The organism is Bradyrhizobium sp. 179 (genome assembly GCF_023073535.1).
Taxonomy (GTDB): Bacteria; Pseudomonadota; Alphaproteobacteria; order Rhizobiales; family Xanthobacteraceae; genus Bradyrhizobium.
This window is the reverse complement of record NZ_JADPJR010000066.1, coordinates 41,640-61,512: the sequence shown is the minus strand read 5'-3', so window position 1 is coordinate 61,512 and position 19,873 is coordinate 41,640. Positions and strand designations below refer to the sequence as shown.

The following is a 19,873-nucleotide window of genomic DNA, read 5'->3' as shown; positions in this document are numbered from 1 at the left end:
TCTCCTATGCCGCGAGCGCGGTTGCCGCAGGTTGGGGCAGGGTGAAAAAGCCCCAGTCGAGGGCCTTGAAGAAGCACGCCATCATCCGATGCACGTCGTAATCGGCCGCGTGCGCGAGGGCGGGGTCGTAGGGCTCGTCGCAGGCGAAGCAGAGCGCGCCCAGATTGGGCACCGTGCCCATTGGCGTTGCCCAGCGGCCCTCGAGCATGGTGTCGAAGGTCGGCTTCGTCAGCTTGGGCAGGCCCACGCGCACTAGCTCGCCGTCGATGAAGGGCTTATCGAAGCCGTCCCAGTTGTGACCAACGACGACGTCGCCTTGCTCGTGGAAGTCGCGCACCTGTTCGGCGACGTCCTTCCAAATCGGACAGCCGGTCAGGTCAGCCAGCGCAATCTTATGGACGCGCTGCGCCGCCACATCGATCGAGCGCTGCGGATTGATCCGCAGGAAAAGCTCGTCGACCTGCTGGCGCTTGTCCGTATCCCAGAGGCCGGCGTAGACCTCGATGATGCGCGCATCGCCGGGGGTGCCGTCCTTGGCCAGTAGGCCGGTTGTTTCGGTGTCGCTTCCTACAATCAACATGCCGTCACCTTGTTCACCAGATCCGCGACAGAGTTGCCAACCCAGACGACCTTGCCGGCTCGGGTAATGATGATCTTGGACGGCCTCTGTCCTTCGATGATCAGGCGATCGCCGGGATATTCGACATCATCACCCACACCCCAATCACGCCGCGGCTCGGCGACTGGTGTGGGCAGCACGGTTTTCCTCTTCGAGCCGAAAAGCCAGCGGATCAGCATCGGCGATCGCTCCCGATCTCCATGCCCTGCCAGCACGCCGGCTTCGAACCGCGAACAGCGTCGGTCACGATGATGGTGGCGGCGATCACGCAAAAGATCGCCACGAGAAAGCCCGCGACCCGCATCGCATTGCGGTCGGACTCGTTGATCTTTTCGGGGAGCGGATCAGGCAGCATGGTGTCAGTCCTGTAGGTGCGTGGCGATGTGTTCGAGGGCGGCGCAGAGAACCTGGTGCCCTGCGGCGTTTCCAAGCTCCCAGCTCCAGTTCAGCGGCGACCACAGCGGGTAGGGGTTGCTGTAGTCGCCATCGAGCGCGGCCTGGTAGCCGCGCCAGTAGGCGTCGTTCATGGGAAGGAGATTTCCCGCAGTTCTTGCAGTGATTTCGGTCCGAAGCGCACAACCTCGCGGCAGTGCTGGAGCACTTCGTCGGGCGCCGGATCATTCTGCGTCAGGTCGGCGTAGCGCTCCTGAAGTGAGGCAGCCTGCTTGATGAGCCGAAGTCGTTCTTCCTTGCGAGCCGACATCACTTCACCAGGCGCAGGCCGGGGCGCTGCTTCGGCAGGGCGTTGAGGATCGGCGAGCCCTCCTTGGCGAAGGCGATCAGATCGTCGTGGCTCTTGATCGTAGGGGTGATGCCGATCACGCGATCTGCCTTCTTCACCTCGTCGAATGACATCGTCACGTCCACTTTTCTCAAGGTCGCGTTGTAGTGGTCCTCGGCGACGCGCGCATTGTGGCGCTTGAGGAACAGCTGAGCCTGGAGCGCCCGCGTCGCCGGCGTGTCGGCCATCGCGTAATTGAGGCGGGTGAGGTAGTTCTGGCCGCCGAAGCTGACGTGAACTTCGGTGCCAAAGGTGCCGGGACCGATCTCGATCGGCTTGATCTTGACGTGAGGGGTCACAAATGCCTCCAGGTTCGACGTTCGCGAATATCCGTGATCGTTTTCATGCTGACGCGCAGATCATGCGCGAGATCAAAAAGGGTGTCGGCTGGCGCTTGTCGGATCTTTTGCACGTCGTCGGCAGTCAGCTTCGAATTCCCGTTGGCTGTGCCGCGGTTGGATTTGAGACCCGTGGCGAAGGCGTGCTTCTCGTTCGCCGATTTGCTTGACCATTCGAGGTTGCACCGCGGCAGCTTGGTCGGATGGTTGACCCAATTGTCGCCCTTGTTGCCGTTGATATGGTTGACCTGGGGCCAGTTGTTCGGGTTCGGCAGGTGGACGAGCGCGAGCGCGCGGTTCACCAGCATCGACTTGGTCTTGTTCTCGAAGGTCAGGTTGAAGTAGACGCGGCCCGTCTTTTTATGGGTCTGGAGCGGAATCTCCTGGAGGGCGAACTTGCCCGGCCGCAGGATTTTGCCGTCCTTCTCCACGCGCACCACCCCGGCGGCGACAGCGCGCAGAAACCAGGCGTCCTTGTCGAAGGGATCGTCGGTCATCTGTGGATACCTGCCGCCTTCAGCTTTTTGGCCATCTCCTGGCGCACGGCGTAGATCGTGTTCCAGGTCTCGTTGTCGATCAGGCCCTGACAGACCTCGGAGAGAACATCGGCAGTGTCCCAGAGCTCGGACTCGGTGATCTCGCCGTCCTCGTAGCGCTGCACGTCGGCAGCGATCCGCTCCATCGCCTTGCGGCCGAGCTCCGCGCTGTGATCGGGCCAGGACTCGGCCATCAAGCGATCTCCCGCTTGCGGGCCAGCTCATAGAAGCGCTGGAGGAAGAAGACCTCGGCCAGCTCGTCGCCCCAGTAGTAGAAGCGGAGATCGGACTTCAGACCGGCGTCGCGGGCGTCGATATCATCCGAGAGGTGGTTCGTGACCTTGGAGCGGATGTTCTGTGCGACTTCGGCGCCGACCACGAACTCGTCGGCCTTCTTCACGCTCGCCGGCCACGGGTAGACCAGCTTGAACCGCTCGGCGACGGCGCGCTCGATGCCGGACTCGATCTTCAGGTAGATGTCGCCCAGACCGGGGAGGGTCTTGAGCGGGCGGATCATGTCGCCGATGTAGGCTTCGGCCGCGTCGTGCAGCAGCGCTTCCAGCGCCTCGTGTTCGGGAACGACCTGCGAACAGTGCCAGCAGTGCTCGGCGACCGACATAAAGCTCATGGTGGCGCCGCCGAACCGGCAGTTGCGCGACAGGTGCTTGGCGATGTCGTCGATGTGGACTTCGTCGGGCCGCGGATCGCAGGAGAAGAAGATGCGGCCGTTGTGGGTGTATTGGTAATTGCCGAGCCGATCGGGGTGGCCTGGCGACCGGACGTCGCCGATCAGGTCGGCGAGGGTGAGTTCTGAGATCAGGGCGCGCAAATGGGCCCCCATATTCGCCTTTCGGATCTGAGCGGCGGAAATTGAGACAGGGGCGTTCATGCGGATCTCCTAAGCTGGGCGCTTGTGTAAGTCAATGCTGACTTATGATATAGCGCGCAGCTAGAGGGTTGCGCGCTGGTTTTACGCTGGGAGCTGTTTCAGGAACTCGGGCCAGATCGCGCCCCAGAAGCCCAGACTGTCACCGTCCGGCCTAACTTCGAGCGCGCCGCCAATATCACCGCCGTAGAGGTCATAGAGGTGCTCGGAGTTGTAGAGAGCCTGGCCGAACAGATCGGCGCTGTTCCCCTGCTCCATATCCTCGAGCTCGCGCCAGGCGGATCGGGCGTGCTCCTTGTCGACCGCCCCTTGGCGACGCTGGTCGCAAATGAACGCCTTAATGCCTTTGACGGTCGCCTCGTAGTCGAACCGCCGGTAGTCGAGGCCGCGGGTCTTGCCCATGAAGTAGTCGAAGTCCAGATCCTTCAGGAACTCCTTCAGCGTCTGGTCGCCGCGGTGCGACCAGATATGGGCGTAGTTGCCATAGGACGAGACGGCAGAAAACACGCCCCTTTCCTCATCCAGGTAGATGAAGGCCCATTCTCCGCGGCGATCATCCTCGCCGCGGACGATGTAACGCTCGACCTGGGTCATGCCGCGACCTTGCACAGGTCCGACCCCTTGACGCCGCGGCTGCGCATGTTGCGACAGAGCAGCGCCTTGTCCTCGTCAGAGATCGTGACGAGTGAGACGGCCGACGGCAGCCGATCCTCGAACAGATCACCCTCGATTTCAGCCGCTTCCGGCCAGAATTCGAGGATCTGCTGATAGTGGGTTGAGGCATTGATCAGCCTGCAGGCCGTCATCGCCATCTTGCCTTCGGTCTCGGCGCGCTCTCTGGCGATCTGGAAGTAGGCGCGGAAGGCCGCGTCGATCTTCGGCGTCATGAACGGAGAGTAGTGGAAGTAGAACTTCTCCGCGCCGGTCGAGCCATTGTGATCGACCTGGCCATCGAGGATCTGCTCGCCGTCGAGCGACGCAAAATGTCCGCCATAAGCTGGAACTTCGATGACCTGGCCGAGATCGATGGGACTTGTCTTGCCGTAGTTCAGGTAGCGCTCGCTCTCGTAGACCTCGAAGCCGCCAGACATGGCGGTTTTCATGCTGATCGGCGTGAATTGATCCCAGTCGCGGGGACGGGAAATGAGCTGCGTTTCCGGCCGAGTGACGGTCTTGTCGCCGACGGTGAATTCCTTCTCGCCGGTCTGAATGCGTAGCTGGTAGGGCGCATCGACATAGCGGAAGGTCTGCGTCATGTCGAACTTGCGCAGCGCCTTGAGTTCAACGGCAGTGATAGCTTTGGCGCCGGCGAGAATGGCCTCGACGACGTGCTGGCGCGCCTTCTCTTCCTTGGTGCGAAGCTTCGGGTCGATGAACTTGGTCCACGCCAGCTTGGCGAGCTTCATCTTCTGGCTGTTGGTCAGCTTGCGCTTGATACCGAGACGCTCGGTCATGTCGTTCTCCTGTTGTGTTGCTGTGCTGTAGCAACGTCACGCGCAGATATAGCGCGTGACGCATTGGTTTGCGGGCGGCAGCTCAGTGGCGCAGAGCGGCCTGTGACGCCTGCGCGAGCTCGGACATCCGCTCGGTCAAGATCTCGTTGGAGATCCGACGGCGCTCGGCGAGCTCCTGAATGTCGATGTGGTTGACGAAGATCGCCTCTTCACAGAGGTTCGCCGAGCCCTCGATGATGAACTGCACCAAGGACTGGTAGGCGCGGTTCATCGGCGGCTTGTCCGGATCCTCGACATAGGTCGTGAGCGGCCGCACCACGATGATCGTGTCGAAATGGATCATCGTCGCGCCCAGGCACTCCTCGACGTAGTTCTGGATGCGCCGACCCAGCACCGCGTCGGTGTTGTGCATGGTGATCTCGCCGAGCATGTAGCCGATCATGTCGAGCGGCGTGCGGTCGGTGATCAGCGGGCGAGGGGCCCACTGGAGATCCTTCAGGTATCGCTTGAGCAGGAATTCCTGCGCCTCGACGCGGGCCTCGAGCGGCACGTCGCCGACGGCATTGATGCCGGCTTCGCGCATGATCTTGGACACCGAAGCGTCGTGGAAGGTCATCTTAAGGTCTTCCGCGGCCAGCTTGGCGAGGGTGGTCTTCCCGGTTCTATGTGCACCTGCAAACCCGAAGGCCATCAGAATACCCCCAAGAAGTGAGCGCAGATGAGCGTCGTGACGAGAAGAACGCCACCGCCAATCCACAGCGCCAATATCTTCAGGAACTTGTCGAAGTCGAAGGCCGTCGATTTCTCCTGGGTGGGCTGGCAATCACAGTGCGGATGCCAGCAGGGCGTTGCGCCCTCGAGGTTGAGGTTCTTGCACTTCGACCAGTCGGCCGGCGTGGTGTAGAAGTCGGGCCAACCTGGGCCGAACTGCCGTTCATAGTCCTCGTGGGTGAACGGCATCAGATTGACCCCTCGACCAGCGGCTTGTAGGGCTCGTGCTGAGCATCCGCTGCGAAGCTGTTGTGAGGGGCGGCGCTGACGCCGGTCGAGCCGAATCCGCCGGCGCCGCGCGCCGTTCCGGAAAGCTCGCCGACCTCGATCGCCTCGACGATCTCGTAGCGGGCGATGACGAGCTGGGCGATGCGATCGCCCGGCTTGACCTTGAAGCCAGCCATCAGACCGTGGCCTGCGTTGTGCAGGATCACGCCGATGCCGCCGCGGTAATCGGAATCGATCGTGCCCGGCGAATTGAGCACGGTTATCCGGTTCTTGAGCGCCAGGCCGGAGCGCGGGCGAACCTGCGCCTCGAGCCCGATCGGCAGCTCGATCGCCACATTGGTCACGATCAGGCGGCTCTGGCCGGGTTCGATCCAGGCATCCTGGTCGGCATAGAGATCCATGCCGGCGGCGCCGGGCGTGGCGTAGGTGGGCAGCTTGGCCGTGCTGCTCAGACGGCGAAAATTGACCTGCACGTTACTCTTCCTCTCCTGTGTTCATGTCTGTCAGGCAGTCGCGGATGAAGTCGCGGGCGGCATCGAGCGCCAGCTGCCGCGTCTCATAGGGACCGGCGAGGGGAATTTCGGCCGTTGCGACCTTGTCCTCGTCGGGCATCGGAATGTGGTAGTAGAAGCCCGCCTCCAGCCCGTCCGGCGGAGTAGTGAAGTCGAAGGTCAAAATCGGCACTTCGCGCACCGCGGCCTGGACTGGATTCTGCATCTTTTCCCATGAATAAGTCATTGCTGACTTACGATATAGCGCTAGCGAACAGGCTCACGCTGAAATTGTGCTTTTCCGGATCGTCTGGGCGTTGCGCAGGAGCTCGGGATGCTGGCGAAAGGCACGCTTGATGGTCTTTTCGTCCCGCTTCAGAGCCTCAGCGATGTGGTCCCATGGCATGCCGCTGCGCCTGGCGCAGATCGCCAGGCCCTTCTCCAGGGGCGTCATGTGCTTGCGGCTGCCCTGCTTCTCGGGTCGGATCACGATATCAGCCCTTGTTCCTTGGCGAGATTGTAGAGGCGGGCGAATTCCACGACCTTGTCGAAGTCTTCCTGATCCGCCCTGATCTCTGCCGCGATCCGGTCGTCGTCTTCGCGCTTGGCCTGTTCCCAGCCGGCGAGCCAATCCGTCGCTTTGAGGGATTGAAAGCCGCCGGCGGTGTAGGGATTGTGATCAGCAGGGTTGCCGCCGCGATAAAAGGCATTGCGACCGTCGCGGCGGATACGGGAGGGCGAGGTCATCGGCGATAGGTCTCGCCGGTCGTGTGATTGGTGATGGTCTGCGATGGCTTCAGCGCGTTCTCGGAGATCACGAGCAGCGCTTCGGCGGCGTCAGCTGGCGTGCTTTTCAGCCGCTCGGCGATCGCGGTGGAGAGGGCCTGCATATCGCGGTAGGAGAGCTTCTGGATCAGCCCGGCGATCTGCTTGAGCGGATCGCCTTTGAAGTCGATTTTCGATAGGTCGATGCGGCGTTCCATAGGTTCCTCTGTGCTGTGCGAGAAAATGGCCCGCTCGGGCATGAGCGGGCCAGGTTGGGAGGTTTAACGCCTTCCGTTCACATGACTGCCTCCTATCTTACGCTCGCGTGTAAGTCAATGCTGACTGTGCAATGATTACACTATAGCGAGCGCAGATTGGATTGCGCGTGGAACTTAAGCGGCCTTGTCGGCAGTATTGAAGTCGACGGGGCAGGCACCCGTCGAGCAGTCCACATGCTCGAAGCCGATGTCCTCTTTGACGTCGTCGGCCTGGATGGCAGCGGCGATGTGCTCGAACTCGGCCTTGGTCACCGGCTGCTCGGGCTGATACTCGTAGGCCGTGGTGTCGGTCTGCGGCATCACCGAGCATGCGCGGATCGAGAACTGGCCCTCGATCAGCGTCTCCAGGAACCGCTCAAACGAGACCTTCTTCGGGTCATATTTGAGCGTGTAGGAGATCTGATTGCCGGTCTCGGCGAGCGGCGTGACACCGTCCTCCTCGACACCCGTCAGCCAGTATTTCTCCAAGAGCCGCAGGAACTGATACTGCTCCTCCGGCGTGGCCTCGGCCGCGGTGACGACCCAGTCGCCGCCGTCCAGCTCGCAGATTGCGGGCTTGGTCGGGAAGCCGACGACCGTCGTCCCCTCGTATTGCTTCAGCCGCTTGATCGGAAAGCCCTTCTCCTCGTATTCGGCGACCAGCGGGTCGTCGTTGCGGAATTGCACCCAGCGGATGAACTCGCGCATCGAGGGCAGGTGGGCGCCCTCCGTGAGGCCGAACAGCTTCGAGGTCGTGCCAGCCGGCTTGAACGTCGTGTTGGTGTGGGGCGTCACGACGCCGAGCTCCTTGGAGTATTTCTCCGCCTCGTCGACAATGGCGCGCTTGAAGCGCGACATCGTCAGCCACAGATCCTGCGACTTCTCCTCGTCCACCAGGTCGTGCCAGGTGAACTTGAAGCGGGCATATGCCCATTCGTGGAAGCCCGTGATGCCGACGCCGATGCGGTTGGTCCGCGCCACCTCGCGCTTGTAGAGGCTGTCCATCAGGTTCGTGCGGATCAGGGCGCGCGTCGCGGTGCGGAAGGCATCCTCGGCGTCATCATCCCAGAACAATCCGTTCAGGCCGCTGTCGCGGTTTGTCTGGAACGAATAGCCGGCATGGAACGGCACCACGTCGGCGATGACGCAATACCCGCCGAGCTGGAAAAGCACGATCTCGCCGCAGGGGTTGGTGATGAAGGCGTGCCCGCTCTCGATCGCAGCCTTCGCCAGGTCGCGCATCAGCGGCAGGGTCTCGGCGTCGAGCTTGAACTTGGCGCTCTCGGCGTAGAGACCGTCCAGGTAGCCGTCCAGGCCCTCGTAGTTCGCGGTCAGGCGGTCCTGGTTGATCAGGCCGGGCTCACCAGTGCCGTCATGGTAGGCGGCCTCCGCGAGCGCCATCATGACCTTGTAGGCGTGCGCTTCGTCGGCCGAGATCAAGCGGCACGGCCGGACGAGGTGCTCGACCTTCTGCTGCCAGTCCTTGAAGCCGCGGAAATTGACCGTGTAACCGTTGAGCTCCCGCTCCACCTTCTTGACGGCCTCACGAAACTCCTGGTCGACCGTGACCGAATTGTTCGAGCTCCAGAGGAAGCCGCCGCGCTTGACCTGGATGAAGTCGAGGACGGTCGGGTCCTTCCAGTGCTTCGTCGCCATGCGGGCCGCGCGGCGCGCGCCGCCGACGAGCACGCACTCGGCCGCATAGTGGTCGGCGAACAGAGCCGCGCGCCAGGGCGCCATGCCGGCGTCGCGGAGCTTGGCGATCTGCATGATCGCGGCCATCAGCGGACCGGGGCCGGAAGCGGGGCGACCCTGCATGCCCTTGATCGGCGCGTTCTTCTCGCGAACGCCCGTGAAATCCAGGATCAGGACTTCGTCACGCCGTTCCTCGAACGCCATGCGTTCGATGATCTCGATGGCCTTGGCCCAGCCCTCGCGGCTGTCGGGCACGTCGAACACGTTGATCTTGCGGCCGGCATAGAGGTGCTCGACGTCGCGGCGCTGCGGGTAGCCGGTGATGATGCCCTTCTCGACATCCTTGTGGCTCCAGCCGATCGTGCAGACCACGATGGGCATCTTGTTGAGGTCGGCCTTGATCATAGCGTCGTCATAGGCCCGGCCGACGCCGGAGCCGTTGAGCAGCAGGTAGAACAGCAGGAAGGTCGAGGCGGCCGTGGCGCAATTTGTATAGACCTCGATGTTGCGGGTTGGCTGCGTCTCGTCGCCGTGCTGGAGGTGGCGGCCGGACATCAGGAGCGAGGCCTGGCGCAAATGATGGTGCATACGGTCGAATTCATCGGCCTGAAGGCGAGACATCATGCCTTGGTCGCGGATCACGACACTGGCCGGACGCGGATCGAGCAGAGCATTGCCGTGCGCAACGCGCGCCGCCACATCTGCCCATCTCTCGACTTCTTTTCGCCCATAAGCCCAGAAAAAGCCCGAAACTGCCACGTCGTCGCCGTGCTCGACATGGTAGTCGATGCCGGTCGCGCCAACATCATAGCCCTGGCTCTTGGCATGCGCCGCCATCAGATCGTCCAGCGAGGAGCTGTCGTCGCGCGGGATTAGGAAGGGGATCATCTGCGGCTGATCGAACGGCCGGACGATCTTGCGGTTCACGGTGCGGTCTGCGACGGCCTGGCCCATGCCGGGGAAGTAGTCGCGCGCGGGAGTGGTGACGCCCATTGATGGGGAATCCTTTTCGTTTCTGATGGGTGGGTTAACTATTCTAGGTAAGTCAGGACTGACTGGCCAATCCGGAATATATTTTTCTCGGACTTGACTACGCAGCCTTCATCAGCGCTTGCCGCATCAGAGGCAGCAACTGCTGGAACTGGTCGGTGAGGACGCCGGCATGACCGACGGCGAGCGCGTCAGCCATGTGCTCGTTGGAGTTCAAGATGCGGCCGTGGTTCTTACCCTTGCGCTCCTCACGGAGCCAAGGGGCGTTGGGATAGGTCGCAACCGCCCACTCGATCATCTCTTCCTTCGAGGCGGTCTTGGTGCCAACCGTCGCCATCTTGGTCTCGGTGGGCTGCACCTGAATCACCGGCACGGGGCAGGCCGCAACAGCCATGGTCGCCACGCCGAACGAGAAGGCGGCGCGCGCCGACTGAGCGCCGGTGGGAATCTCGGCAAACACGACACGGCAGCCCTGAATGACCGGGATGTAGCCCTTCAGGATCGTCTTGCAGCGACCCAGATCGGTCGAGTTCTTGCGAACGACCTTGCGATCAGCCTTCTTCGCCGGCTCGGTGACGATCGTCTGCATCACCAGCGGCTCGAACGTGAGGGATCCGAGGTCCAGGAGCGCACGGACCACGCCGAAATGCGTGAAAGAGGGGTCTAGCATGCCAACTTCCAGTTTCATAGTTACCCCCATACTCCATACAAAGGATGCTCGTCGTAGTGCCCGGCAGCTTCAGCCTTCTCGGCCTTCTCCTCTTCCAAGGCGCGCGCCTCTTCGAGCTCCTCAACCTGTCGCAAGAAGGTGCCCTTGATCGCGGCGAAGGGAACGCAGTTGTCGTCGGTGTCGATATCGTCGAAGCCGAGCGCGCGCACGACCAGGCTCTCGGTCTCCGGGAAGGCGGCGAAGATCTTGGTGTCGTCCAGCTCGTATTGATCGAAGTCGCCGCTGGGATCGACCGGCTTGAACTCGAAAATGATCTTGGTGCCGGTCTTGTGCATCCGGGCGCCCGAGAACATGAACTCCTCGCCGCCGGTGACCGTCGCAGTGCGATATTCGCCATTGGCGCGACGTGCCTGCATCTTGCAGGGCGCCTTCACCTCGTTGACGAGCTCCTTCAGAACGCCATCGGTGATGGCCTTCTTGAGCGTGTCGATCAGGACTTCCTCGGGTTTGCGGATGAGGCTTGCGGTTCGGGCCATCGGTTCACTTTGTCAGTTCTAACTTACATTATAGCGCGTGTGAAATGGTTTGCGCGCTATTTCGGGTCTCCTTGGTGTGGGCGCGAGAGTGCCTGACCCACGAGAAGCTTTTCCTCGAAATCCAGCCAGAAACGATCCAGCTTGATCCCGGCTGCCTTCGCGAGCCTGATCCGCTCCAGCGTGTGCTTCTGACCTTCGGTCAGGTCGAGGGACGTGGGCGCTGTCTGCGGTGCCATGCGAACACGAACATTGCGGTAATAACCCTTGCTACCTGCAAGCTCTGCCGCTTCGGTTTCCGTGGTCGCCGTCACCCAATCCTGCTGCCAGTTCACGTTGGAAGATGTGGCTGAAGCAATCCCGATTTGCCACTTCCTCGCTCCCTGCGGTCCACTGGCGATGCCGGCCGCGCGACGTAGAGCAGTCTCGACTTCGTCGAACAGAGCCGCTGCATCGCAGAGCGATTGGTTCATTTCCTCATTGGCTGCGAAGTTGATATCTTGCTGCGCATCGAGAATGCGATGGATCAGGCAATTTAGATACGGAACGGATGTCGGGTTTGCGATATCCGGGTTCGTAACCTTCGGCTCGGGCCATTGCACGGTTCCTGCAGATGGTTGCGGCGCGGCCGTGAAATCGGCATTGCGTGCAGCGAGGGCACAGTCCACCAGCTCTTTCATGTGACCCGTCAGGACTATCTCGCTATCGATCGCCTCTAGCGCATCTAGGGCGTCGATCAAAAATCGGCGCTCGGGTGGCACGCTGCCGGCAGATGAGCGAAAGTAAGCTGGATCAGTCTCTTCGTTGTCCCGCTCGCCGGTCGCGAGGTTGTATCCCGTCTCGACCGGAGCGGCCGGCGGCTGGGCGGCGAGGATGGAGCGCGCGTTGCGGCGAGCCTCATCAAGCGCATCCAATTCAGGCTCCTGGCCTGCGTTGATCATCGACTGATATTGTTCGTCAGTCCTTTTCGCAGCCAATTGCTCGTTAGCCTCCTCCAACCGGCGGAGCGCTTCCCGCATGCTCGGTTGTTGGGCAGGACCGGGCATGCCAAGCCGAGCAATGATGTCGTCGAGCCGGTCCGTGATCCGCAATAGGCTGCCGCGAACGTCCTTATCCTCGACCTGGTTGCTTTCGATCGCGCCTCGACAATTGCGCACGCGCTGGCGAACCCATTTCAGGTCTTCGATCAGGTCGGCGGCTACAGCGCCTCCAGCGGAAGAATGATTATCGCTCATGCCGTTGTCTCCTCAATGGTCGAACGGGGTCCGGTGCGCCGGACGGTGATCTGATTGCGGATCCAGTCCTTGAGATCCGCGTGGCTGATGATGAACACTGATCCGCGTTCGCGGGCCTTCTCTTCAAGGATCTGGATCAGGCGCTCCTGGCCGGAGGCGTCCAGCGCGTCGTCGATCTCGTCGCCGACGAATAGCTCGATGGGCTTGGTGGCGCGGCGGGCGACCAGGTCTTGCAGGGCGAGGGCGCAGGCAACCCGCACCTTGCGCTTCTCGCCACCGGATACGAGGCCGAATTTCTTGCCGCCGTTCTTGTTTTCCACCTCGATGGAGAACTTCTCGCGGAGCTCGCCTTTCGCGTTCTTGACCAGGGTCGTCCAGGTCGCCGAGATGTTGCCATCCGACAGGGTGCCCAGATACTTCGCCGTCTGGTCGTTGAGGAACGGGGTGACGTCGTCCAGCAGGAAGGCCCGCACGCCGGTCGGCGAGTAGACGTCGGCGACGTGCTTGGCGACCTTGTGCGCAACTTGCGCCTCGGTCTCCTTTCGCATCGCTTCGACCAGTTGATTGTTGCGGTCGAGGACCAATTTCTCGCTCTTGGCGATCTCGCCGGTCCAGGGGTTGGTCTCGTCCTTCTTCTCCTTGATCTGCGCGATCAGGCGGTTCAGGTCAGCCTTGACGCGCTCCAGCTCCCGCTCGGCATTGCGGATCTGATCGAGCTTGGTCTGATTTGCAGCGCGCGCTGCACTCGCTTTGCTGACATCTGTCATGCTCGCGCGATATGCGTCCCGCGTCTCTAGTGCGCTCTTATGCGCTTGCGCAGCATCTTCCATGTCTTTCTTCGCAAGCGCGACGTCGCGCATCGCGTCGGCCACTTTGTCGTTGGCGAGCTTTTTGGCGGGCTCGATGTCCTCTGCGGTGAACGGTCTATCACAAGTCGAGCAGGGGCACCCGACCTGGTGATCCAGATCGGCATAGTCCTTCCGGGCTCGCTCCAGTGCCTTCTTGGCGTGGTCGAATGCGATTTTGGCCGCGTCCGCCTTCCGGGTGGCGATCTGGAGCGAATTGGTATTGGTGCGGTCCTGGGCCTGCTCGGCGCTGACGGCTGCAATCTGCTTGTCGAGCGCCTCGATGCGATTTCGGATAATGACCGCATCGCCCATGCCGGCGAGCTCGGCGATGCGCTCCTCAACCTCCGTCTTCTTGGTCTTCGCGACGGCGCCAATCTCGAGGATCGACTTCTTGCGGTCGTCGTTCCAGTCGGTCTCGTTGCCCTTGTAGACCGTCACCATCTCGACGGCGTCGCGGTGCTGGCGATCGGCCACCTGGACGGCCGCGGTCGCGTCCTTGAGCGCCTGCTCGGCCGCGCGGACCTTCGTATTGGCTTCGGTGTAGCAGGCCTCGAGCACGGTCGCGCCGGAGGCTTCCTCGATCAGCATCTTGAGTTGCTTGTCGGTCATGCCCGGCAGGTCGGGCATGCGCTCCTGGCCCGCATAGACGGCGCCACAAAACACCTCATGGGAACAGCCGATGATCTGCTCGACCACGGACTGGGTCAGCTTGTCGGTGCCTTTGGTGAGCTCGGTGATCGTGCCGGACGGGTCGAGTTTCAACACCTCGAGGCGGTTCTTACCCTTGTGGTGCTTGCGATAGCGCGTCACGCGGTAGACGTCGTCGCCCTCCGTGACGTCGACCATAACCCGACAGTTCTTGCCGGTCTCGTTGTTGACGATATCGTCGCCGCTCTCGCCGCGCGCGGTGGTGCCGTAGAGCACCCAGGACAGCGCGTCGGCGATCGAGGATTTGCCGGCGCCGTTGGAGTCGGCGCTGCTCTCGTAGTCGTTGATGCCCTGGATCAGGACCAGGCCGCGGTCAGCGAGATTGACCTTTGCCTCGCCGATCGCCATGAAGTTGTCGATAGTCAGAGTGCCGAATTTCATTCCTCGTCCTCGTCTTCCTCGGTGTTCTTGTCGAGCGGTGTTCCCTCAAACGGGACCCAGGACCATGCGAGCACCCATGCCCCATTGCACTCCTCCGCTTCGCTCAAGATGGCCCAGTCGTTTTCCAGCTCGTCGCTCGAACCCATCAGGGCGGCAATCTGCTTATCGCGCTCGCTGGCGCGCTGATGAAAGCAGCGCACGCCGCGAATGTCAGGCCCTCGATCGCGGCGAGAGCCTCCTGGATCTTCTTCGGGTCGCTCATGCCAGATCCCCCAGCTTCTTGCCTGCCTCGCGCCAGTCGAACTCTCCGGCCATCACACAGCCGTAGGGCAGCACCTCGTCGACAATGCGCGTCAGATTGTATGTAGCGATCTGACGACGGACTGAGCTGGCAGATTTGTAGCCGTATGGCATTTCGCTGACATCCGGCACGCCGGAGAACCAGCGCACGTCGAGCTCGGGCGGCAGGCCGGTGGCCTCTTGGTGCGTTGCGCCGGCGGCGATCTTCGCGTCGACCTGGGCCTTGTGCTGGGTGCGGCTGAAATTGCGGCCGGCGCCGTGGGGCGCGAAGCCGAGCCCGTGCGGCGCATTGAGCCCGCTGGCGATCAGGATCGGCTCGCCCATGTTCATCGGGATCAGCGTCAGCCCGCTGTAGTCAGCCGCGAAGTCGGCATAGGCCGGCGTTGCGCCCTTGGCGTGGTAGAATAGCCCGTCGGTGCGCTGGAAGACGAAATTGTGCTCGTTCCAGAAGCGATCCTTGCCATAGAAGCCCACGATTGCGCCGACCCAGTCGTGCAGCAGGAAATGGTTCATCTTCGTCCACTTCCGCAGCGTCTGGAGCGCGCGCCAGTAGTCCTGGCCTTCCTGGCTGTCCGCCACGATCCAGGACTGATGCTTCGGCACTGCCGGCGCGATCTTCTTGGTCGACGCCTCGGCCGCGCGCATGCCCGCCTTGTAAAGCAGCGCGCCGGGCTTGCGGGACCCGTGGTGGGTGACGATCGCCGTCTCGCCGGTCGATTTGAGCGTCCCGACGTAGAAAAAATGGTTGCCGTCGCCCTGGGTGCCGAAGTGGCGCTCCATCGACTTTCCCATCAGCTCGTTGTTGAGGAACGGATTGCCGCTGACCTCTGGCTCGAGCGGCGCGAGACGCGAGAGGTCGTAGCCGACGTCGAAGCGACCGCCTGGGCCGAAATGCGTGACCTTCTGAGCCGCATCGAGGACGATCTTCGGATCGACCTTGCCCAGGACGGTGATCGCCATCGAGCAGCAGATATCGGCCGAGTGGAAGCCCGGATGGATGGCATTCTCGCACGCGACGACGCCGCCGACGGGAATCGTGCCTGGCGCAGAGCCGGCAGGGCAGGCGTCGGGCATTACGGCGCCGGCCTTGATGGTCGGCACGCGCATGAGCTCCGACATATGGTCGAGCACCGATTGGATGTTCTGGTAGTCGCCCTCGTTCTCCGCCTCGATGTTGACGTGGAACGGCAGGTGCTCGCCCTTGGCGCGGCGCGGGATTGTCACCACGGGCGGCGGCTCAAAGGCCTGGAGCTGGGTCATGATCAGGCTGTGGTGAACGCCGAGATCGTCGAGGCGATTCGCTTCAGCCAGTGCCGCCTTGAACCACGGTCCCGGCTTGAAACCCCACTCGATTAGCTTGTGCCCCGTAATCATCCTATTCTCCCGTCTTTTCGATCGCGATCGCCGTCAGGTCTTCGCCGCTATAGGCCTCGTCGCTCTCCCAGGCGCCGGTGACGCGCTCGTCACTGGAGCTATCCCAGTCGGCTTTCGAGCCCTCCCAGTTCTGGTTCTCGGCGTCCATCTTGAGCGCCTGCTCGAGGGTGTCAGCCTCATAGGTCGTGTGCCGGTAGTAGGGCACGTCGTAAGTCCGCTCGATCGTGAACTTCGGCATGTCAGCGCTCCCACACGACGACGTCGCCTTCGTCCTTGACGGCATAGACGCCGCCATAGCCGAGATTGCCGTCTTGCAGAACATCGTCGCCGTCCTGCCAATCTTCGATCAGGCCATCGCGGAGCATGCGCTCGGCTACCTGGCGCGCCTTTTCTGCCGTCCCGGCCTCGATCTCGACGACCGCCGTCTCCTCGACGTATTGCTGAACGCAAACCTTAAACATCGGCATCAGACGGTCTCCTTCTCCAGCAGCCTCAGTTCGTCGGCGCTGCGCAGCCAGCGGCGCTTTTCGGCGTCGCGAACGACGTAGTCGCCATTGATCGTGTCCACGATCTGCCCGTTGAACGAGCCCTTGTAGTTGACGGGCACTGAGCGCACCCAATCGCCGATTTTGAATTTCATGTCGTGAGGTCCTCTACGAAAAGGCCGCTTTCTTCGAGCGTGCGGGCCACTCCCGGCAAGAGTTCCGTGCGGAAATACTCGCGCGCCTGCTCTATCTGACCAGGCACGAACCGGTATCCTTCCGCGATGATGTCGGCGAAGAAGGCGTCGATGACCTGTTTCTGCGTCAGCAGTCCGTCGCACGACACCGGTCGGAGCTTCTGGATGAACGCCGCAGTCTCGTATTCCATTCTCTGGCGCGGCTTAAAGGCAATGACGTTGCTCATGACTTCATCTCCGCGTTGATGGCCGCGCTCATGTCGCCGGTCTGGGCTGCGGTCAGATCATCGGCCGCGATCTTCTCTTGGATCTTCTCGCGCACGGCGCGACGAGTGTGCTTGAAATCGGCCGGCACATTGACGCGCTCGCGGCGCTCATACGAGCTGCCCTTGCGGCCCTCGCCGGCATACTCGCCATGCTGGGCCTCGATCTCGACCTTGTTGTCGGGGAAATTCGCTTTGTAGCCGAGCGCCGTCGGGTGCGGCAGATCGCGATAGACCTGCGGGATCTCCTCGACGCGCTCGCCGGTCTTGGCGCCGCTGGCGTCGAAAAAGGAGACGATCCGCTTCGCGATCATCTTGACGGTGAAAAGCTGCATGTTTCGTGCTCTGTTGTTGCGCTGAAAAGAACGTAGCGCAGACGCTTTCGGATTGCGGGCGGCAGCAGAGAGGGAAACGAGCGCCCCGAAGGGCGCCCGCTGTGTCGAGCCGTTACTTGGGCTGGACGAGCTTGGCGATGTCCGGCTTGGCGTTGGCAAAGCCGTCGAGCACCTTGTCGAACTCGTTGGGGTGCGCAGCGATCCAGTCGCGATTGGCCACGAACACGGCATCGACCTGGATGGTGTTCACGGACTTCGTGCCGTAGACCGTCCCGGAGGGCTGGATCTTCGGATAGGTGTCGGCCGGGATCTCGCCATACGTGTAGATCGGCTGCTTGCGAGCATCCTTGGCGCCGTTCGCCATGTCGCGGTCGTCGGTGCCGACCAAGACAATCCGATCGCCATATTTCTGCGCCTCGTTCTTGAGGAAGGACGCATTGAGGGCGGTCATGATCAGGCCGCACTGGACCTCGGTGCCATCGGAGATCTGGCTGAGCATCAGATTGCCCGAACTGGGGTCAGTGCGGACCTTGCCGTAACGCTTCGGGTCAGCCTTGACGAACGATGCCCAGGTGATATTGGCGCCGGAGCCTTCGGGCCCGATCGCCACCGTGTAGGTGTCGTTCAGGTCGACCATGCGCGAGGCGGTGAAGGCCTTGCGGTTGCAGATCAGGTTCGCCTGCTCCTGGTAGAGCACGCCGGCGCGCTGGAGCGCCGAGATCGACTGGGCGTTCTTGCTGGCGTAGACGAACAGGGCGTCGTTCTGGACGAAGCCGCCGTCGCACTCGCCGGCAGTGATCTTGTCCAGGTTGTCGAGCGAACCCTTGGTCTCGATGACCTCGACGGCGGGCGCGCGCTTCTTCAGGTGCTGACCGGCGGCGTAATAGTTCAGCTTGGCGTTGCCGGTGCAGAGACGGAACTTGGTCACGTCGGCTTGCGCCGACACGGTCATGGCGCCGAGCGCGAGCGCGGCGATCATCAGGTAGGACTTACGAAACATAGGGTCTCCTTGTGGTGGTGGGTGGGGTGGTTAGAAAAACCAGCGGTGGATCGGATACTGCTTCCGACCCTTGGCCGCCTTGAAGACGATGGTGCAGAGGTAGATCGTGCCCAGCGCGGGCAGGATGTTGTTGGCGAGGACTGCGATGATCATGGCTGCTCCTGTTATTGGCCGTTGAGATATGAGCAGACAGCCATGACGATGGCCTCGGCTCCTTCTTCCATTGCCGGACCGCTATGGTCGCCGGCCCATTGAGGCTTCGCGAACGAGCAGACGACGAGGCCATCCTTCGTTCCGGTCACCACGATATGATGACCAGCGCCTTCGTGATTGGTCAGCGTCGTGCGCGCCCAATTCGCCGCTTCGACGATGTCGTCCTTGATGAACTGGTCGACGGCGTTGTAGGCCGCCTGGGTAGCTGCACTCGGCTTCATTCCAGCACCTCATGAATCTCCTGCTCGAGCTCCAGATCGCCAAGCCGAAGCTTCTCCTCGAGGGCCTTGCGGATCTGATCCGCGGTCGGCCACTCTTCGTCGGAATGGTCGACTTCGAACTCGATGGCATATTGCAGCTTCACGACTGGACACTCCTGACATCGGTGAGGATTTGGGCTGCGCTCGCTTTGACCAGCGGCAGGAGATCGAGATCGATGTCCTTCTTCTGGTCGATGAAGCTGTCGACCGACTGGTCGAGCGTCGTGCCCTTGGACACAGACGTCGAGCCGCGCGCGGAGACGGTCTCGCGCGTGACCTGGAACGTGACGCCCTTGGCGCCCATCTCCACGAGCTCAGCGCGGAACTTGTTGATTTCGGCATCGGTCAGCTTCATGCCGCGCACGCGGACATAATTGCCGTCAACGATGCTCGGAATGTCCTCTTCGGAATCGTCAGCGGTGATCTCGACGAACGACGGCGCATGGGATGCGCGGTATTCGACCCGATCCTCGTAGACGAGCAGGAAGCCGGCCTTGGTGTCGATGTCGCCCCACTGCTGATGACTTGTGGCGCCGATCGAATAGACCTTGCCACCCTCCATCTCCTTGTGATTGTGGTAGTCGCCGGCGAATACGCGCTTGAAGCCCCAGGAGGCGACCTCTTCCGCGCTCAGACCGTGATCCGGGACGCCGGCGAGCACGCCGTCGATGCCGACGTGAATGATCAGGTCGAGAGAACCCATCGCCGCAGGGCCGGCTGCGGGCCCTCCGTGGGCGTCGTGGAGCTCCTTGATCGTCGCCCGTAGCGCGTCTTTGGAGCCGTGCCAGGGGATCATCAGGACGCCGTGGTCCGGAAACAACATGCCGGTGCGGTTGGTGACGATCTGGACGTTCTCGATCGCGCCGAGCGTCTGGATCGCGTTGCCGAGCTCCGTCGTGTCGCGGTCCTTCAGATCGTGATTGCCGGGGATGATGCGCCAATTGATGTCTGCCGCATTGTCGGCGATGCACTTGTGCAGCGGATTGAACACCTCCGGATCCATCGAACCGCGGGTGTGCAGCAGATCGCCCGCACAATAGGCGGTGTCGCCGCCTTCACCGACCAGCTCGTTCACGGCCCGGTCGATCTCGTCCAGCGTGATCTTTAGCCGCGAGTTCATGCCGTTTGGCAGCCGCGTCGAAAAGGCGCTCCAGGCATGAGCGTGAATGTCGGACACGATGAGATAGGGCCACTTGGCCATTTAGAACCCCAATATCAGCTTGATGGTCAGGAACAGCGCGAGCCCGATGCCCCAGAGGGCTG

General features: G+C 62.1%; 35 protein-coding genes. All 35 read right to left on the bottom strand.

Annotated elements, in window-relative coordinates:
- Nucleotides 1-4: 4 nt before the first annotated feature.
- Complete coding sequence (locus tag IVB12_RS15875) at nucleotides 5-580, bottom strand: 3'-5' exonuclease (protein ID WP_247300413.1); 576 nt, start codon at nucleotides 578-580, stop codon at nucleotides 5-7.
- Nucleotides 574-798: a hypothetical protein gene (locus tag IVB12_RS15870; protein WP_247300411.1), complete on the bottom strand. Its 225-nt coding sequence runs from the start codon at nucleotides 796-798 to the stop codon at nucleotides 574-576. The genes IVB12_RS15875 and IVB12_RS15870 overlap by 7 nt, the downstream gene beginning before the upstream one ends.
- Nucleotides 792-974 carry a hypothetical protein gene (locus tag IVB12_RS15865; protein WP_247300409.1) on the bottom strand — a complete coding sequence of 61 codons (183 nt, stop codon included), beginning with the start codon at nucleotides 972-974 and terminating at the stop codon, nucleotides 792-794. Before IVB12_RS15865 ends, IVB12_RS15870 begins: the two co-directional genes overlap by 7 nt.
- A gap of 4 nt (nucleotides 975-978) precedes the next feature.
- Nucleotides 979-1,146, bottom strand: coding sequence for a hypothetical protein (locus IVB12_RS15860; RefSeq protein ID WP_247300407.1), 168 nt, complete (start codon nucleotides 1,144-1,146; stop codon nucleotides 979-981).
- Nucleotides 1,143-1,322, bottom strand: a complete 180-nt coding sequence (locus tag IVB12_RS15855; RefSeq protein ID WP_247300405.1) for a hypothetical protein — start codon at nucleotides 1,320-1,322, stop codon at nucleotides 1,143-1,145. The genes IVB12_RS15860 and IVB12_RS15855 overlap by 4 nt, the downstream gene beginning before the upstream one ends.
- Nucleotides 1,322-1,699, bottom strand: coding sequence for a hypothetical protein (locus IVB12_RS15850; protein ID WP_247300403.1), 378 nt, complete (start codon nucleotides 1,697-1,699; stop codon nucleotides 1,322-1,324). The genes IVB12_RS15855 and IVB12_RS15850 overlap by 1 nt, the downstream gene beginning before the upstream one ends.
- Complete coding sequence (locus IVB12_RS15845; RefSeq protein WP_247300394.1) at nucleotides 1,696-2,235, bottom strand: hypothetical protein; 540 nt, start codon at nucleotides 2,233-2,235, stop codon at nucleotides 1,696-1,698. Before IVB12_RS15845 ends, IVB12_RS15850 begins: the two co-directional genes overlap by 4 nt.
- The gene (locus IVB12_RS15840; RefSeq protein WP_247300393.1) at nucleotides 2,232-2,468 is read right to left on the bottom strand and encodes a hypothetical protein; all 237 of its coding nucleotides are present in this window, start codon (nucleotides 2,466-2,468) and stop codon (nucleotides 2,232-2,234) included. The genes IVB12_RS15845 and IVB12_RS15840 overlap by 4 nt, the downstream gene beginning before the upstream one ends.
- Entirely contained in the window at nucleotides 2,468-3,103 is a 636-nt protein-coding gene (locus IVB12_RS15835) for a metal-dependent phosphohydrolase (RefSeq protein ID WP_247300390.1), read from the bottom strand. The genes IVB12_RS15840 and IVB12_RS15835 overlap by 1 nt, the downstream gene beginning before the upstream one ends.
- 141 nt (nucleotides 3,104-3,244) lie before the next feature.
- Entirely contained in the window at nucleotides 3,245-3,754 is a 510-nt protein-coding gene (locus IVB12_RS15830) for a hypothetical protein (protein WP_247300388.1), read from the bottom strand.
- Nucleotides 3,751-4,614, bottom strand: a complete 864-nt coding sequence (locus IVB12_RS15825) for a hypothetical protein (RefSeq protein WP_247300387.1) — start codon at nucleotides 4,612-4,614, stop codon at nucleotides 3,751-3,753. The genes IVB12_RS15830 and IVB12_RS15825 overlap by 4 nt, the downstream gene beginning before the upstream one ends.
- 82 nt (nucleotides 4,615-4,696) lie before the next feature.
- Complete coding sequence (locus tag IVB12_RS15820; protein WP_247300384.1) at nucleotides 4,697-5,230, bottom strand: hypothetical protein; 534 nt, start codon at nucleotides 5,228-5,230, stop codon at nucleotides 4,697-4,699.
- 74 nt (nucleotides 5,231-5,304) lie between these two features.
- Nucleotides 5,305-5,574, bottom strand: coding sequence for a hypothetical protein (locus IVB12_RS15815; protein ID WP_247300382.1), 270 nt, complete (start codon nucleotides 5,572-5,574; stop codon nucleotides 5,305-5,307).
- Complete coding sequence (gene dut, locus IVB12_RS15810) at nucleotides 5,574-6,086, bottom strand: dUTP diphosphatase (protein WP_247300380.1); 513 nt, start codon at nucleotides 6,084-6,086, stop codon at nucleotides 5,574-5,576. The genes IVB12_RS15815 and dut overlap by 1 nt, the downstream gene beginning before the upstream one ends.
- A gap of 1 nt (nucleotide 6,087) precedes the next feature.
- Complete coding sequence (locus tag IVB12_RS15805) at nucleotides 6,088-6,330, bottom strand: hypothetical protein (protein ID WP_247300379.1); 243 nt, start codon at nucleotides 6,328-6,330, stop codon at nucleotides 6,088-6,090.
- A gap of 54 nt (nucleotides 6,331-6,384) precedes the next feature.
- A complete protein-coding gene (locus tag IVB12_RS15800) occupies nucleotides 6,385-6,594 on the bottom strand; it encodes a hypothetical protein (RefSeq protein ID WP_247300375.1) in 210 nt (69 codons plus the stop codon).
- Entirely contained in the window at nucleotides 6,591-6,851 is a 261-nt protein-coding gene (locus IVB12_RS15795) for a hypothetical protein (RefSeq protein WP_247300373.1), read from the bottom strand. Before IVB12_RS15795 ends, IVB12_RS15800 begins: the two co-directional genes overlap by 4 nt.
- The gene (locus IVB12_RS15790) at nucleotides 6,848-7,129 is read right to left on the bottom strand and encodes a hypothetical protein (protein WP_247300371.1); all 282 of its coding nucleotides are present in this window, start codon (nucleotides 7,127-7,129) and stop codon (nucleotides 6,848-6,850) included. The genes IVB12_RS15795 and IVB12_RS15790 overlap by 4 nt, the downstream gene beginning before the upstream one ends.
- Nucleotides 7,130-7,261: 132 nt before the next feature.
- Nucleotides 7,262-9,814, bottom strand: a complete 2,553-nt coding sequence (locus IVB12_RS15785) for a ribonucleoside-diphosphate reductase (protein WP_247300369.1) — start codon at nucleotides 9,812-9,814, stop codon at nucleotides 7,262-7,264.
- Nucleotides 9,815-9,911: 97 nt separating this feature from the next.
- The gene (locus IVB12_RS15780; RefSeq protein WP_247300368.1) at nucleotides 9,912-10,481 is read right to left on the bottom strand and encodes a hypothetical protein; all 570 of its coding nucleotides are present in this window, start codon (nucleotides 10,479-10,481) and stop codon (nucleotides 9,912-9,914) included.
- A 20-nt stretch (nucleotides 10,482-10,501) separates the two neighbouring features.
- A complete protein-coding gene (locus tag IVB12_RS15775) occupies nucleotides 10,502-11,017 on the bottom strand; it encodes a hypothetical protein (protein ID WP_247300365.1) in 516 nt (171 codons plus the stop codon).
- Nucleotides 11,018-11,073: 56 nt separating this feature from the next.
- A complete protein-coding gene (locus IVB12_RS15770) occupies nucleotides 11,074-12,249 on the bottom strand; it encodes a hypothetical protein (protein ID WP_247300364.1) in 1,176 nt (391 codons plus the stop codon).
- Nucleotides 12,246-14,186, bottom strand: a complete 1,941-nt coding sequence (locus IVB12_RS15765) for an AAA family ATPase (RefSeq protein WP_247300361.1) — start codon at nucleotides 14,184-14,186, stop codon at nucleotides 12,246-12,248. The genes IVB12_RS15770 and IVB12_RS15765 overlap by 4 nt, the downstream gene beginning before the upstream one ends.
- On the bottom strand, nucleotides 14,183-14,386 hold the full coding sequence (locus IVB12_RS15760) for a hypothetical protein (RefSeq protein ID WP_247300359.1): 204 nt from the start codon (nucleotides 14,384-14,386) through the stop codon (nucleotides 14,183-14,185). Before IVB12_RS15760 ends, IVB12_RS15765 begins: the two co-directional genes overlap by 4 nt.
- Before the next feature lie 58 nt (nucleotides 14,387-14,444).
- Complete coding sequence (locus IVB12_RS15755; RefSeq protein WP_247300357.1) at nucleotides 14,445-15,860, bottom strand: RtcB family protein; 1,416 nt, start codon at nucleotides 15,858-15,860, stop codon at nucleotides 14,445-14,447.
- Between the two features lies 1 nt (nucleotide 15,861).
- Nucleotides 15,862-16,098, bottom strand: coding sequence for a hypothetical protein (locus IVB12_RS15750; protein ID WP_247300355.1), 237 nt, complete (start codon nucleotides 16,096-16,098; stop codon nucleotides 15,862-15,864).
- Between the two features lies 1 nt (nucleotide 16,099).
- Nucleotides 16,100-16,327, bottom strand: a complete 228-nt coding sequence (locus tag IVB12_RS15745) for a hypothetical protein (RefSeq protein WP_247300353.1) — start codon at nucleotides 16,325-16,327, stop codon at nucleotides 16,100-16,102.
- Nucleotides 16,327-16,500, bottom strand: a complete 174-nt coding sequence (locus IVB12_RS15740; protein WP_247300351.1) for a hypothetical protein — start codon at nucleotides 16,498-16,500, stop codon at nucleotides 16,327-16,329. Before IVB12_RS15740 ends, IVB12_RS15745 begins: the two co-directional genes overlap by 1 nt.
- Complete coding sequence (locus tag IVB12_RS15735; protein WP_247300349.1) at nucleotides 16,497-16,766, bottom strand: hypothetical protein; 270 nt, start codon at nucleotides 16,764-16,766, stop codon at nucleotides 16,497-16,499. The genes IVB12_RS15740 and IVB12_RS15735 overlap by 4 nt, the downstream gene beginning before the upstream one ends.
- Nucleotides 16,763-17,137: a hypothetical protein gene (locus IVB12_RS15730; protein ID WP_247300347.1), complete on the bottom strand. Its 375-nt coding sequence runs from the start codon at nucleotides 17,135-17,137 to the stop codon at nucleotides 16,763-16,765. The genes IVB12_RS15735 and IVB12_RS15730 overlap by 4 nt, the downstream gene beginning before the upstream one ends.
- 112 nt (nucleotides 17,138-17,249) lie before the next feature.
- Nucleotides 17,250-18,137, bottom strand: a complete 888-nt coding sequence (locus IVB12_RS15725; RefSeq protein WP_247300346.1) for a TAXI family TRAP transporter solute-binding subunit — start codon at nucleotides 18,135-18,137, stop codon at nucleotides 17,250-17,252.
- A gap of 30 nt (nucleotides 18,138-18,167) precedes the next feature.
- A complete protein-coding gene (locus tag IVB12_RS38175) occupies nucleotides 18,168-18,290 on the bottom strand; it encodes a hypothetical protein (RefSeq protein ID WP_256467113.1) in 123 nt (40 codons plus the stop codon).
- An 11-nt stretch (nucleotides 18,291-18,301) separates the two neighbouring features.
- Nucleotides 18,302-18,571, bottom strand: coding sequence for a hypothetical protein (locus IVB12_RS15720; RefSeq protein WP_247300344.1), 270 nt, complete (start codon nucleotides 18,569-18,571; stop codon nucleotides 18,302-18,304).
- Nucleotides 18,568-18,714 carry a hypothetical protein gene (locus IVB12_RS15715; RefSeq protein WP_247300342.1) on the bottom strand — a complete coding sequence of 49 codons (147 nt, stop codon included), beginning with the start codon at nucleotides 18,712-18,714 and terminating at the stop codon, nucleotides 18,568-18,570. The genes IVB12_RS15720 and IVB12_RS15715 overlap by 4 nt, the downstream gene beginning before the upstream one ends.
- The gene (locus IVB12_RS15710) at nucleotides 18,711-19,811 is read right to left on the bottom strand and encodes a metallophosphoesterase (RefSeq protein WP_247300341.1); all 1,101 of its coding nucleotides are present in this window, start codon (nucleotides 19,809-19,811) and stop codon (nucleotides 18,711-18,713) included. Before IVB12_RS15710 ends, IVB12_RS15715 begins: the two co-directional genes overlap by 4 nt.
- Nucleotides 19,812-19,873: the final 62 nt, after the last annotated feature.